The following is a 14,638-nucleotide window of genomic DNA, read 5'->3' on the forward strand; positions in this document are numbered from 1 at the left end:
AAAAACCATGTGCAAATTACTGCTTTTTTACTATATAACAGATCCTATGTCCACAAACTAAGGAAAAACCCTGATTTTTCGGATATAACGGAACTGGTGTCCGCAAAGCTACGGAGAAAAAATCAGCAGGGCCAATTCCGTATGGGATATAGCTATTCACCATGCAATGCCTCTTTCACTCCTATTCCACAATAAAATTAGCTTGCTTCAATGCATCGACTGCTTCATCGAGTTTTTGTTCAGAGGCTGCTTGGAGGGTGTGGAGGTGAATGCCTTCTGTTAGCTCTGATAAGTAGGCTGCCTTTGTTGCTTTTATTTTTTCAATAAATTGCTTGACTTCTTTTCGATTTGAAACCATTACCGAAGCAGTTAAATCCCCATATACGGGATGTTCGATTCGCACATCCTTGACGGTAACGCCATGGTCCACAAGTAAATTCAGCTCCTCTTCCGCTCTTTCGGGAGTGTGGGAGCTTGCAACGGTGCGTTCAAAAGTAGTGGAAATGGCAGCCTGGCTTAAGTACATATATCCTTGACTCGTAGCAAGGATAGGCTCTCCTCTAGCTTTAAGCAAGGTAATATCACCAACAATGACTTGCCTGCTTACGTTCGTTCGCGCTGCAAGCTCATTGCCTGTTATCGGTTCACCATTTTTCTTCAATAACTCTAGCAGCAGATCTCTTCTTTCCTCACCGAGTATCTTTTTCTGATCCTTCATTTTTCAATAACTCCCTTTAAATGACGATAATGATATATTTTAACATATTTGTTCAGTAAATTTAAATTTGCTTAACCCTGTAACCATTCTTGAGTTATTCTTACAAGGGCCTTCCCTAATGCTACTGTATCTGCTTCTGTTGTATCCCAGCCAAAGGAAATTCTAATAAACTCTTTCGCATCCTTCCCTGTTATTCCCATAGCATTCATCGTTTTTGATATTGTTTGCAAGCCTACTTGGCAAGCACTGCCTGTTGAAACAGCAAAGCCCATGCGATTACACTCAAGCATCACAAATTGGCCTTCTATGCCTTTTATTCGCATCCCAATCGTCGATGGAAGCTGTTGATTACAATCAGAGCCGTAAATAATATACTGGCCATGTATAGGTTCAAGTGCATGTAAAAAAATCTCCCGCAGATGCTGATAATGACTTGAATGATTGTCCAGATTATTGCAAGCCTTTTGGGCAGCAACAGTCATAGCAGCAATACCAGGTACATTGACGCTGCCTGGCCTAAAGCCTTTTTCATGAGATGCTCTTGGATAATAAGGCATCCAATGTAAATGGGGGTCAATATAAACAACACCTGTTCCCTTAGGCCCGAAAAATTTATGTCCAGAAATTGAGAGACTATCGGCCAATAAAGCAATTTTTCTAAAATCCGTTTTACTATATGTGTGTACACAATCACTATGAAACAGAATTTGATTCTTTTTGCAGAACATACTAATTTCTTCAAGAGGCTGCAAGGTGCCAATTTCAGAATTTCCATGCTGAATGGTTATTAGCACGGTATCCTCCCTGATGGCTGACCTTAGCTCATCTAAATCGATTAATCCCTTAGAATTTAGTGGAAGTGCCGTTACCTCAAAATGATGCTCGTTAATTAATTTGTCTAACGTACCATGAACGGACGAATGCTCTGCCATGCTTGTAATAATATGCTTGCCCTTTTTTTTCGAGGCTGTTAATAGCGCATGAATAGCAAGGAAATTACCCTCAGTGCCCCCACTTGTAAAATAGATTCCTTCCTTCTGAACATGAAGTAAGCTGGCCCATTCACTTCGGCAATGTTCTAATAAGCTGCTGGCTTCACTCCCTTTATCATGCAGGCTTTGTGAATTTCCAAAATATTGGGTTGCCGCCTTAATAAATGTCTCGGCTGCCTCCTCATCAAGAGGGCAGGTTGCAGCATAATCAAAGTATTTCATCCCAGTATCACCTCATAGTCATATTCTCTAATTCTCAAAATTTCTGAAATTATAAATGATAGAGCTGCAATTCTTATAACAAATCTATAAAAACTCTTGTCATAAGTTTAAATCTATGTAAATATAAGTGTCAAGACACCTGTTGAACCAGGAGGTAAATATGAATAAGGCCAATGTCATTATTATTGGCAGCGGGATATCTGCTTTGCAATTAGCAAAGAGTCTTCGCTGTGATTTGAATGTGATTATTCTCACAAAGTCTAATGTGTATAATAGCAACTCCTTTTTTGCTCAAGGAGGTGTAGCCGCCGCTATTGGAAAAGAGGATCATCCAAATAAGCATTATCTAGATACGTTGGAAGCGGGAAGATTTCATAATGATCCTGTAGCTGTGGAGAAATTAACGCAGGAAGGTCCAGCATTAATAAATAGCTTAATAGCTGAAGGCTGTTCATTTGATAAAGGATTGGATGGGGAACTTTCTCTTGGAATGGAAGGAGCACATAGTGATCATCGCATTGTCCACAGTGGAGGGGATGCAACCGGGAGAAACCTCATTCAATTTATGACTGCAAATGTAAATCAAAATATAACCATTATGGAAAATATTTTCGTATTTGACTTATTAATGGATGAGCATGACGGAAGGTGCATCGGTGTCAAAGGGAAATATCCAGATGGACGAACAGTAATCTTTTTGGGTGATCATATTGTTATTGCAACAGGCGGCTGTGGACAGCTTTATAACTATACATCGAATGCTGCTACAGTTACCGGGGATGGAATTGCTCTTGCTTATAAGGCGGGTGCCGAGATTACTGATATGGAATTTATCCAATTCCATCCAACCTTGCTGCATATTGACGGAGATGCAGTTGGATTAATTTCCGAAGCCGTTCGTGGTGAGGGAGGACGCCTTGTAACAAAGGAAGGCAAATCGATTATGAACAGCATTCATCCTTTAGGTGATTTAGCACCAAGACATATCGTATCCCAAACCATTTACCATTATCTTGAAAATGAGGAGCGCGTATTTCTGGATATCTCATCTGTGCAGAGGTTTGAAGAACGGTTTCCGACGATAACCGCCTTATGTGAGCAGCATGGGATTAACATAAAAAAAGGGCTTCTACCTGTTGTACCAGGCAGTCACTTCTTAATGGGCGGCATCAAAACGGATTTATTAGGGCGAAGCAGTTTAGAAGGGCTTTATGCAATTGGGGAGGTAGCTTGTACAGGCATCCACGGGGCAAACAGACTTGCAAGTAATTCATTATTGGAAGGATTATTCATTGGAAAAAAACTCGCCGAATGGATCAATTCAACTCCAATAAGAAATTCAGTAAGCTTGAAATCAATTAAACAGTCAGAAATTCGAATGAGTATAGCCAAACTTCTCCCTCTTCCCTCTATCATCCAAAAATCAATGATGGAGAATGCCGGAATCATGCGCACGAAGAATGGCCTCTCTAGACAGAAGGAATGGCTTGAAAGTTTTCACATCAATAAATATTTGGAAGCCGATTTTGCCGAATTATCTATTGAAGAAATTGAGATGGTATTCATGCTTATAACTGCATGGCTTGTAACAGATTCAGCTTTAAAAAGGACTGAAAGCCGCGGCGGACATTTCAGACAGGATTACCCGTGCGAAAATGATCGGGATTGGCTGCGAAAGCAAATTATACAATGCCGAAAAACAGAAAAGGATGATAAGCATGAACAAATTGAAACTGCGATTGCAACTTGAGCAATATTTTTTAGAGGATATTGGTGACCGGGATATTACAAGTGAACTTATTTTCGGAAGAGAAGAAAAAGGGGAAATCGTTTTTATTGCTAAGGATAATGGAGTTTTCTGCGGAGAAGATGTTATTCGGACAGGATTTTCCATTCTGGATAGCGAGATTAAAGTTGAAATGAATGTAAAAGATGGGACCCCAATTGAGAATGGGCAAGTTTTAGCAACAGCAGAAGGAACTGTAGCCAATTTATTAAAAGGTGAAAGAGTCATCCTTAATCTTATTCAGCGAATGAGCGGCATTGCCACTATTACCAAAAAAGCAGTATCTGTATTAAATAGTTCACATACGAAAATTTGTGATACGAGAAAAACAACTCCTGGTCTAAGAATGCTGGAAAAATACGCTGTACGCTGCGGAGGAGGGTTTAATCACCGTTATGGGCTTTATGATGCTGTGATGATTAAAGATAATCATATCTCCTTTGCTGGATCGATTGAAAAGGCAGTTACAGCTATTCGTTCTCAAATTGGCCATATGGTTAAGATTGAGGTAGAAACCGAAACAAAAGCACAAGTAAAGGAGGCGGCTGCAGCAGGAGCGGATGTTATCATGTTTGATAATAGACAGCCTGAAGAAATTAAGGAATGGATTCCATACGTACCTGAAGGGATCGTTACAGAAGCTTCTGGTGGGATTACACTTGATAACATTGCAAGCTACAGCGATTCAGGTGTCGATTATATCTCTCTTGGCTTTTTAACCCACTCTGCTAGGTCATTAGATATTAGTGTCAAGGTAAAGGTTGGAGAGTAAATCAATAAAGAATAAATAAATCAACTACTATTAGATAAATACCGCAAAGGGGAATAAGGGATGAATATATTTCAAACGCTTGAAAAGGGGTCAAATGTTCTTCCAGATAAATATCGAAATATGTCAACAGAAGAACTAGAGAATCAAGTAAAATCCATTAAAAATAAACTTGGAAAAAAACTATTTATTCCAGGCCACCATTATCAAAAAGACGAGGTCATTCAATTTGCCGATGCAACCGGAGATTCCTTGAAGCTGGCTCAATTATCTGAGGATAATAAGGAAGCCGAGCATATTGTTTTTTGTGGAGTTCATTTTATGGCAGAAACCGCTGATATTTTGACTACAGAAAGTCAAAAGGTGTACCTGCCAGATATGCGTGCAGGGTGCTCGATGGCAGATATGGCGGATATTTACCAAACAGAAAGAGCATGGGAGAAGTTAATCGAGCTTTTTGGAGAAACGATCTTACCATTAACGTATGTAAATTCAACAGCTGCTATTAAGTCGTTTGTAGGTGAGCATGGCGGTGCAACGGTCACCTCCTCGAATGCAGAGAAAATGGTTCAATGGGCATTTGAACAAAAATCCAGAATCTTATTTTTGCCTGATCAGCATTTAGGCAGAAATACGGCCTATAATTTAGGAATTAGCCTTGAGGAAATGGCTGTATGGAATCCAATCAATGATACGCTTGAGTATGAAGGCCCGATCGAGAATATCAAGGTTATTCTTTGGAAGGGGCATTGCTCCGTCCATGAGAATTTCACAGTTGCAAATATTGAGGATGCTCGTAGGACCTATCCAGATATGAAAATTATCGTCCATCCTGAATGTACAAGAGAAGTAGTGGCCCTATCAGATATGGCAGGGTCGACTAATTATATTATTGACACGATTAATAAAGCTGAAAAAGGCTCATCCTGGGCAATTGGAACAGAGATGAATCTTGTCAATCGAATAATAAAGCAGCATCCGGATAAACAAATTATCTCGCTAAATCCGCATATGTGTCCTTGCTTGACTATGAATCGTATTGATTTGCCTCATCTTGTCTGGTGTCTAGAGACAATTGATCAAGGTGAAGAGCATAACCTAATAAAAGTAGATAAAGCAATTGCTTCAAATGCAAAGCTTGCATTAGATAGAATGCTAATCCAATCATAAACCCCCATTTCGGGGGTTTTCTTTTTTAATTCAAGCCCATTCAACAGGGAAATCGAACAAAATCCCAGGGGAAAAATTAAATAAATTCGTTGTAAAATGGGTCTCTAATCATATTATTGATAATAATTGCATAAGTTTTTGTGTAGATTGTTAGCAATTTGCCCACTTTGACATACACTATATGGACATTTGACTAGGAGGGAAATCAGAGTGAAGATCCATATCGTACAAAAAGGGGATACTCTTTGGAAGATCGCCAAAAAGTACGGCGTGAACTTTGAAGAGCTGAAAAAATTAAATACACAGCTCAGCAATCCTGATATGATTATGCCCGGTATGAAAATAAAAGTTCCTGGATCAGGTGGATCCATAAAAAAAGAAGCTCCAATTGGAGGCATACCGGAAACAAAAATCAGTATGGGTGCTAAAAAGGAAATGCCTATTGCAGAACACCCTTTTGCTAAAGAAAAGCCAATTACATTGCCTGTAGCTGAAGCACCAAAAGAAGTACCGATTAAAGAAGCGCCAAAAGCAGAAGTGCCAAAGCAATTGCCAAAAATGGTATCCCCACAAGTGGAAACGCCAAAGCAATTGCCGAAAATGGTATCCCCACAAGTGGAAACACCGAAGCAATTGCCGAAGATGGTATCCCCACAAGTGGAAACACCGAAGCAATTGCCGAAGATGGTATCACCACAGATGGAAATACCAAAGCAATTGCCAAAAATGGTATCCCCACAGATGGAAATACCAAAGCAATTGCCAAAAATGGTATCACCACAGATGGAAATGCCAAAGCAACTGCCGAAAATGGTATCACCACAGATGGAAACACCGAAGCAACTGCCAAAAATGGTGTCGCCACAAGAAGAGATGCCCATTAAACCATACGCTCCAAAAATGCCAAAGCCCATTATGCCTGAAGTAGACCAAAACTATTACATGATGAATATGGGCAATTTAGCGGCTCCCAAGTCGATGCCACAGCTCCCGCCAAAACCAGTAAACATCCTTCCACAAACTAAACCAATAGCCCATGCAAGCCCTAAATCAATTGAAGCTGAATCAAATGTTTATTTACAACAAGGAGGGTTTAATCAGTCAATGAATCCATATCAACCACAAGGTTTTTATCCTGTTTCTCCAGTCATGCCTGGCACTGGGTTTCAAGGTGGATACCCACAAACGATGGGCTTCCCTCAAGTTCAGGGAGCAGCGACTATGCCTATGTTACCGACACAAGGAATGCCAATGCAGCAAATGCCGCAACATTATGGATTGGCAGGGGTTGAAAGCCATGGTTTTGAGGAATCATCCTCATTCATGCCAATGCATCAATTGCCGCACACGAATCCAGCCTTTACTCAAGGAGCTCAAATGCCAGCACCTGTAATGGGTGTAGAAGAGATGGGACAGTATCAATTGCCGCTTCAGCCAACTTATACAGCACCAGCGATGCAGCAAGCCTATCCGCAGGAGCTATGTCCTCCATATCCAACACAAATGATCCCAATATCACCAGTCATGCCGGGATCCGGCTTTTGCGGACCAATGCCATTTGAACAAATGCCGTATGGATATCCACAAATGGGTGTAATGCCGCAAGTACAAGGGGTGATGGAGGAAACACCTGGAATGGCTCAAATGCCGTTAATGCCAACTCAAAGTCAGATGCCAATAATGCCAACTCAAAGCCAAATGCCGATATCGCCTTCCCAAAGTCAAATGCCATTAATGCCAACACAAGCTCAAATGCCGATGGCTGTTAAAGGAGCAGGAGGAGATTGCGGCTGTGGCGGCGGAGCCCCGCAAATGTTTCAGGGAGCGTATAATCCAGGCTTTGGAGCACCTGGAATGTATGAAACGGGAGTCGCTCCAATGTACGGAGCTCCATATGGACAGCCGTATGAAATGGGAGTAGCTCCAATGTACGGTGCTCCATATGGACAGCAATTTGGTTATCCGCAAATGGGTTACCCTGCGGGCGGCTACATGAATCCTTATATGAGTCCATTTGGCCCAGGACCAATGGGAGGTCAGGCTTTCGGAATGCCGCGAAGCTTTGAAGAAAGCGACGATTATGAAGATTAATCACGGAGGAGACGATTTATTTCTTAATCGTCTCTTCTCCTATTTACAAAATCAGCTTACGATTCCAATTATTAATATAAAACCAATTAGAAAAAAAGTTTTTTTTGTTAAGGGGACTGACAGGGATTTTATTTTAAAGGGATTTTTGACTTTTTCACGGCTAAAGCAGCAGGAGGACTTTGTAACGTCCCTGAAAGAAAAAGGATTTTTAAAAACATATTCTTTTTATCAATTGGCAAAGTATCCGCCATTACAGTTTGAAGGCAGCTACTATGGATGTTTGAAATATATCGATCCTTCAGATCATTTATATACATTTCATCACAAGCAAGATCAGCTTGAAGGGTTAAACTTATTAAATGATTTCCACTCCGTAACGGAAAATATGGTAAACCAATTTGAACGGGAACTCCCACATTTTAATCAATTTGCCAAATGGAAAGAAAGATTAACACTATTTATTAATAATTTGCCAATCATAAAATATTATGTGCAAAAAGAAATTATAAATGAGTTGCTCGTTTGGGCAGATTGGTCCTTAAAAGGAATTCAGTCAGAAGCAAACTTTTTTCAAAGCGGGAAAAAGGTTATTCTTCATGGCGATGTTGCCCATCACAATTTTTTGCGAGCAAGCAATAGCGAATTACAACTGATTGACTTTGATTTATTAAGTATCGGACTTCCACATTCTGACTATCTCCAATATGCGAATAGGATATTGCCATACCTACACTGGTCATTTAAGGAGCTGGCAGATTATAAGGTTATACAACCGTTTATGCTTGAAAAGGGGTTCCTATACGGGCTTGGGTACCCGACGGATATTTTTAGGGAATGGAATCGTTCTATAAGAGAAAGATCGCATTTACAACAAGACAAAATGCAGCAATTGCTGCATATAACTGTTGGACAATTTAAGGAGAGGCAAGATTTTTTCAAGGAATTGCAAAATAAGGTTGAATGAGTGTTAATTGGTCTTAACTTGACAGAATGAAAGCGAGTCAAACCTGCCACCCTATTAATGAGCTATAGCTCATGCTTTTACATTAGCAAGGGGGTATTTCGCTTGAATAAAAAGCTTTTCGCACTGCCTGTTGCAGCAATGATGACGATTGTAGTTGGATGCGGCATGAATGATAATGAAACAGCTGTCCAAGACCGTAACAATAAAAACGTTCAGCCAATAGGTTATTATTCAAGTGATAATGTGAGAAATGGCGGGGGAAATGCCCGAGTTCTGGATGGAACGGATCATGAGGGACCCGTTACTGAAATGATGGATCAAACAATCAATAATCGGGACCGAAATTACCAGCGATTGCAAAATGACGGTTTCAGCAGGAATGATGCCAATTACCATGGGCATTTAGGCTTGAATGAACGTCAGCCGCGTTCATCTTACTATGAAGGCTATGATGGAAATTTCATCAATCAAATTAATCAGGCTGCACATGTAAATAATGTTAGGGATGTTGAATCACTTGTAAGAGGGAACGATGTCCTAATCGCTGTCAATCTTGCTGACAACAATCGAAAACAAGAAACGATTACAAAAGTTCAACAAGCAGTTAGTCCTTATCTAAATGGAAAAACCGCCCATATTGTCACAGATTCAACTACCTTTAATCGTATTAAGGTGATTGATAATGACCTGCGGGAAGGCGGTCCAAGGGATCAAATTAATTTAGATACGCAAAACATCTTTAATGCGCTGAAAAAAAGGTAAACATAAGGGATTTGGACAACCGTTGGAACCTGTCCAGAAACCCAGATTATTTGGACAGGTTTTTCGGAAAACGTTGGAACCTGTCCAGAAACCCAGATTATTTGGACAGGTTTTTCGGAAAACGTTGAAACCTGTCCAGAAACCCAGTTTATTTGGACAGGTATTTGATAAATCATTGGAACCTGTCCAAAACCTAGGAGCAAAGCCAAGCTTAGCTCCTACCCTCTGTAAAGAATATTTAAAATCCCCCGAAGCTCTGCAGCAGCTATTTGTCCAGGTGCAGATGCTTTTTTTGCGGCCCCGAATGTTATGCTTGAACCAAAAAGTCCTCCTGATAAACGGCTTATTTTCCCTTTGTCTGCCATCGACATCGTAATAATCGGGCGATCGGCATAATGTTCATTCATTGTAAGTGTGGCTTCTAATAATGTTAAGACATCATTTGCAGAAACAGGCATAACAGCAATTTTTGGAAGATCTCCCCCAAGCTCTTGCGCCTTACGGAGGCGTCTAATTATTTCATCCTTCGGAGGCGTTTTTTCAAAGTCGTGATTAGAAATAATGACAAAAACATGATTAGCGTGCGCGGTATTTACAACCTCTTTAATAATATCCTCATCACTAAACAATTCCACATCAACTATATCCACTAAGCCTGTATGGATTACAGCTTTATTTAATTCCATATAATAGTCAGGGCTGATGTCTTTTTCTCCGCCTTCCCTTGCACTTCTAAAAGTGAAAATAATAGGGATGGATGCTAATTCTTTGTGAATCACTTCTAAAGCCGATTTCACTTGGTTAATTTCCTCCACATGCTCGAAAAAGTCGGCTCGCCATTCTACTAAATCTGCTTCTATTGTTTTTAAATAAGCAGCCTCTTTCTTTATTTGATTAATCGTCTTTCCGATAATGGGGACACATATTTTCGGAGGGCCATCGCCAATGACAATATTCTTAACTTTTATTTGCTTGTTCAATAATAATGTTTTTACAATCTCGTCAGAAACTTCTTCCGCTTCTAGATTTTCTGTTTCAAACTTATGATGGTAATGAGCATAAATCTCCTGTCTTTTTTGAAAGAGCTCATGGATTTCTTCTAATGATTTCCCTTGCAGCACAGGGCGGCTTTCCATTAGTAAAGGAATTCTTTCCTTCCAGCTCTCCCAAGGCAGGTGAATATTAACAACAATACAATTCGCTAAACAGGCTTCTCTTATTTCTTTCTGAAGAAAGGCTCCTCCGCCAAGAGATAGAATAAGGGATCTTTCTTGGCTCAATTTCATAATGAGTGCTTTTTCCTTCTCCCTAAACTCCTTCTCCCCTAGCTGAGTAAAAACCTGGGAGATAGGCATTTGAAATTCTTTTTCTAACTCAACATCTGTATCAATAAATTTCCGGCCTAGTTTTTCAGCAACCAGATTTCCGATTGTTGTTTTTCCAACTCCCATAAATCCAATAAAAACAATGCTTTTTTCCCTCAAAGGAATATCTCGGCTTAACAAAATACATAATCCCCCTAAGTAAATATAACTTTTCCTTATTATAGAACTTCTTTCATGCTAATCATAGTTTAAATATTTCGTTATTTAATCGAATACTTTTTACAGTTATAAATTTGTAAAATATAACCGGATAAGGAAGAAAAATATGGTCAAAATAATTAATGATATGAAACATAATTTAAAGGCACCGTATTCAATAACGAGGTGATCGAAAATGAGAACCAAATGGTCTATAGCCCTTTGCTTTGCAGCTATGATTCTGATTCAGTATGCTCCTATTCATGGTTCAGCGGAGGGAATTATGGAGAATAACAGCCCAGCAACTTTGGAAGAACCGCTGCATATAACAGTCGTTTTGGAGCGTATGTATATGGATGGAGAGATAAGCCAGGAACTGCTTACGGAAACAATCTGGTCCAAAGAAGAATTTTGGGCGAAATATGACGAATGGCAGCTTATAGATATGGAAGAAGATAAAATGATCTTTCGGAAATACATGGATGACATATCTCCATTACTGAAAGCGAACGGTTATTTTGGCATTACTGATAAAGGGGTACTAACGATCTTTAATGGAAAGCCGCATAAATCAAATATAATCCAGTCCTTTTTTCAGATTGACTTAGGCCGGCTCGAGAGCAAAAAGTGTGAGGAATTAAAAAAAGGAATCCCAATAAAAACAAAGGAACAATATGTAGAAGTGCTGGAAACATTTAAGTCTTACTCAAAAGTTGAAAAACAAGCAAATTAATAAACAGTGACAGCTGCATTTATTGTAGCTGTCACTGTTTTTTTGGATGATTATTTACCTATTTAGCCTTCGTTTTTGCAGCTATTTTTTCTACGAATATAAGTAAAGTATGATACAATGATGTACAGCAAATTAGAGGAGCGAAAAGGCATTGTATGAATTTATTAAAGGGCGGGTTGACTATATAGGGCCCGAATTTGTTGTCATCGAGAATAACGGGATAGGCTACCAAATCTCTACGCCAAATCCATTTAGTTTTTCAAAGGATTTAGGGCAGGAGGCTAAAGTATTCACTTACTATCATGTGAGGCAGGATGTCATAGCTTTATACGGTTTTCAATCGAGAGAAGAGAAAACGCTGTTTATTAAACTATTAGATGTTACTGGAATTGGTCCAAAGGGAGCATTGGCCATTCTAGCATCAGGGGAACCGGAACAAGTTGTTCAGGCGATTGAAAATGAAGATGAAGCATTCCTTGTGAAATTCCCGGGAGTCGGTAAAAAAACAGCAAGACAAATGATACTAGATCTAAAAGGGAAATTGCAAAATATTGTCCCGGACTTTTTTCCGGATTTATTTTCACAGGATAAATTACATCTTCAAATGAATGACCATTGCCCTGAATTTGAGGAGGCAATCCTTGCATTAAAGGCGCTAGGATATTCGGAAAAGGAGATTAACAAAATATCTCCAGCATTAAAAAAAGAGAAACTAACAACAGACCAATACATAAAAAAAGCGCTGCAAAGGCTGTTAAAATAATAGCTTAGTTATAAACTAAGTGAAATTGTGGTGATGATATGGAAGAACGGATAATTTCTAGTGAGGCAGATCTGCAGGATCTTTCATTTGAACAAAGCTTACGTCCCCAGAATTTAAAACAATATATCGGTCAGGATAAGGTTAAGGAAAACTTGGAAATCTTTATTAAAGCGGCTAAGCTCCGTCAGGAAACGCTTGACCATTGTTTACTTTACGGTCCGCCAGGCCTTGGGAAAACGACCCTGGCAGCCATTATTGCGAATGAAATGGGTGTGAATATCCGCACGACAGCTGGACCTGCTATTGAGAGACCTGGAGATCTTGCAGCTATTCTTACAGCACTAGAGCCTGGAGATGTGCTATTTATCGACGAAATTCACCGTCTGCCAAGGACCATTGAAGAGGTATTGTATCCAGCAATGGAAGACTTCTGTCTAGATATTGTTATCGGAAAAGGCCCGAGTGCAAGATCCGTTAGGCTAGATCTCCCCCCATTTACACTAGTGGGAGCTACAACTAGGGCGGGTTCTTTATCGGCTCCTTTACGAGATCGATTCGGAGTACTTAGCAGATTGGAATACTATAATGAAAAACAGCTTCAGGAGATTGTGACTAGGACAGCGGAAGTATTAGATACGGAGATTGATCGTTTGGCCGCAGCCGAAATTGCAAGAAGGTCTAGAGGGACTCCGCGTATTGCTAATAGACTGCTAAGAAGGGTGAGAGATTTTGCCCAAGTTAAAGGGAACGGCACAATTGATGAGATCCAAGCAAATGAAGCTTTGGAGCTTCTTCAGGTTGACCGTTTAGGTCTTGATCATATTGACCATAAATTATTAAGAGGAATCATTGAAAAGTTCCGTGGAGGCCCTGTCGGATTAGAAACGATTGCCGCAACAATCGGTGAGGAATCACTTACAATCGAAGATGTATATGAACCTTACTTATTGCAAATTGGGTTTCTTCAGCGGACACCGCGAGGACGGATTGTGACAGATTTGGTATACCGGCATTTACAAATAGAAGTGCCTGAAGATTAATCCATCCGTTTTGTATAAATCGAGATAAGAAGAATAATATTAAAGTTGGTGTCAGCATGAAAGTAGACTTATTTGATTTTCATTTACCGGAGGAACTTATTGCACAGACTCCTCTTACCGATAGGACTAGCAGCAGATTAATGGTCCTTGATAAAACGACTGGTGCAATCACACATGATACATTTAAACATTTGAAAGACCACCTAAAAGCTGGGGATTGCCTTGTCTTAAATGATACAAAGGTCCTTCCAGCAAGACTTTTAGGGGAGAAAGAAGGCACCGGTGCAAAAATCGAAGTGCTTCTATTGAAACAGCAGGATGGGGATGTATGGGAAACGCTAGTAAAGCCTGCGAAACGGATCAAAGAGGGAGCTAGGATTGAATTTGGAAATGGACTTCTTTCAGCTGTTTGTGTTGGAAGTTCAGATCATGGAGGAAGAACCCTTGAATTTCATTATGAGGGCATTTTCTATGAGGTGCTCGATCAATTAGGCGAGATGCCGCTTCCGCCATACATAAAGGAGCAATTAGAGGACCGGGAACGGTATCAGACTGTTTTTGCTCGTGAAAGAGGCTCTGCTGCTGCACCTACGGCAGGACTCCATTTTACAGAGGAATTATTAGAAGAAATAAAAAAACTCGGTGTCCATATTGCATTTATTACACTCCATGTCGGTCTTGGCACCTTCAGGCCAGTAAGTGTAGAGGAAATTGATGAGCATGATATGCATGCGGAGTTTTATCAAATGACAGAAGGGACGGCGAATCTTTTAAATAAGGTTCGTGAAAACGGCGGCAGAATTATTACAGTCGGGACGACTTCTACAAGAACATTGGAAACAATTGCATCAAAACATGATGGCCGGTTTGAAGAGGCAAGCGGCTGGACAGATATATTTATTTATCCCGGCTATGAATTCAAGGGAATTGACGGGATGATTACAAACTTTCATTTACCTAAATCTACGCTTATCATGCTAGTTAGTGCTCTAGCTGGCAGAGAAAATGTACTGCAGGCATACAATAAAGCTGTGGAAGAAAAATATCGATTCTTCAGCTTTGGGGATGCTATGCTAATTTTATGAAAAAGTGGTTGTACCGAAAT

At 40.0% G+C, this 14,638-nt stretch carries 13 protein-coding genes and 1 pseudogene; 10 read left to right on the top strand and 4 right to left on the bottom strand.

Annotation, left to right across the window (positions count from 1 at the left end; translation table 11 throughout):
• Window positions 1–181: 181 nt before the first annotated feature.
• Both AR328_RS07845 and AR328_RS07850 read right to left on the bottom strand, forming a co-directional pair.
• Complete coding sequence (locus AR328_RS07845) at window positions 182–718, bottom strand: transcription repressor NadR (RefSeq protein ID WP_066292911.1); 537 nt, start codon at window positions 716–718, stop codon at window positions 182–184.
• 71 nt (window positions 719–789) lie between these two features.
• Window positions 790–1,932 (bottom strand): IscS subfamily cysteine desulfurase, encoded by a 1,143-nt coding sequence (locus tag AR328_RS07850; RefSeq protein WP_066292912.1) that lies wholly within the window; start codon window positions 1,930–1,932, stop codon window positions 790–792.
• Between the two features lie 160 nt (window positions 1,933–2,092).
• Between AR328_RS07850 and nadB the strand changes: the two genes are divergently transcribed.
• The 6 genes from nadB to AR328_RS07880 all read left to right on the top strand — a co-directional run bounded on the left by nadB (window position 2,093) and on the right by AR328_RS07880 (window position 9,474).
• Window positions 2,093–3,682 (top strand): L-aspartate oxidase, encoded by a 1,590-nt coding sequence (nadB, locus tag AR328_RS07855; RefSeq protein ID WP_066292914.1) that lies wholly within the window; start codon window positions 2,093–2,095, stop codon window positions 3,680–3,682.
• On the top strand, window positions 3,651–4,490 hold the full coding sequence (gene nadC, locus AR328_RS07860; RefSeq protein WP_066292918.1) for a carboxylating nicotinate-nucleotide diphosphorylase: 840 nt from the start codon (window positions 3,651–3,653) through the stop codon (window positions 4,488–4,490). The genes nadB and nadC overlap by 32 nt, the downstream gene beginning before the upstream one ends.
• Before the next feature lie 60 nt (window positions 4,491–4,550).
• Window positions 4,551–5,657: a quinolinate synthase NadA gene (nadA, locus tag AR328_RS07865; protein ID WP_066292924.1), complete on the top strand. Its 1,107-nt coding sequence runs from the start codon at window positions 4,551–4,553 to the stop codon at window positions 5,655–5,657.
• Window positions 5,658–5,867: 210 nt separating this feature from the next.
• Window positions 5,868–7,748 (top strand): SafA/ExsA family spore coat assembly protein, encoded by a 1,881-nt coding sequence (gene safA / locus AR328_RS07870; protein WP_066292927.1) that lies wholly within the window; start codon window positions 5,868–5,870, stop codon window positions 7,746–7,748.
• Window positions 7,738–8,712 (top strand): phosphotransferase, encoded by a 975-nt coding sequence (locus tag AR328_RS07875; RefSeq protein WP_066294620.1) that lies wholly within the window; start codon window positions 7,738–7,740, stop codon window positions 8,710–8,712. Before safA ends, AR328_RS07875 begins: the two co-directional genes overlap by 11 nt.
• A gap of 102 nt (window positions 8,713–8,814) precedes the next feature.
• Window positions 8,815–9,474, top strand: a complete 660-nt coding sequence (locus AR328_RS07880; protein WP_066292929.1) for a YhcN/YlaJ family sporulation lipoprotein — start codon at window positions 8,815–8,817, stop codon at window positions 9,472–9,474.
• Window positions 9,475–9,692: 218 nt separating this feature from the next.
• Here the strand turns inward: AR328_RS07880 and aroD are convergent, their stop codons facing one another.
• Both aroD and AR328_RS22785 read right to left on the bottom strand, forming a co-directional pair.
• Window positions 9,693–10,454: a type I 3-dehydroquinate dehydratase gene (gene aroD, locus AR328_RS22780; protein ID WP_066294623.1), complete on the bottom strand. Its 762-nt coding sequence runs from the start codon at window positions 10,452–10,454 to the stop codon at window positions 9,693–9,695.
• A 15-nt stretch (window positions 10,455–10,469) separates the two neighbouring features.
• A pseudogene (locus AR328_RS22785) lies at window positions 10,470–10,925 on the bottom strand (shikimate kinase); the annotation flags it as partial.
• Between the two features lie 268 nt (window positions 10,926–11,193).
• Here AR328_RS22785 and AR328_RS07895 point away from each other — a divergent pair.
• The 4 genes from AR328_RS07895 (at window position 11,194) to queA (ending at window position 14,618) form a co-directional block, all read left to right on the top strand.
• A complete protein-coding gene (locus AR328_RS07895; protein WP_066292938.1) occupies window positions 11,194–11,730 on the top strand; it encodes an intercompartmental signaling factor BofC in 537 nt (178 codons plus the stop codon).
• 151 nt (window positions 11,731–11,881) lie between these two features.
• Window positions 11,882–12,493 (top strand): Holliday junction branch migration protein RuvA, encoded by a 612-nt coding sequence (ruvA, locus tag AR328_RS07900; RefSeq protein ID WP_066292942.1) that lies wholly within the window; start codon window positions 11,882–11,884, stop codon window positions 12,491–12,493.
• A gap of 38 nt (window positions 12,494–12,531) precedes the next feature.
• A complete protein-coding gene (gene ruvB, locus AR328_RS07905; protein WP_066292948.1) occupies window positions 12,532–13,533 on the top strand; it encodes a Holliday junction branch migration DNA helicase RuvB in 1,002 nt (333 codons plus the stop codon).
• A 56-nt stretch (window positions 13,534–13,589) separates the two neighbouring features.
• On the top strand, window positions 13,590–14,618 hold the full coding sequence (queA, locus tag AR328_RS07910; protein WP_066292950.1) for a tRNA preQ1(34) S-adenosylmethionine ribosyltransferase-isomerase QueA: 1,029 nt from the start codon (window positions 13,590–13,592) through the stop codon (window positions 14,616–14,618).
• Window positions 14,619–14,638: the final 20 nt, after the last annotated feature.

Origin of the sequence: Bacillus sp. FJAT-29937 (genome assembly GCF_001509555.1) — a bacterium.
In the GTDB taxonomy this organism is placed as follows: Bacteria; Bacillota; Bacilli; order Bacillales; family Cytobacillaceae; genus Cytobacillus.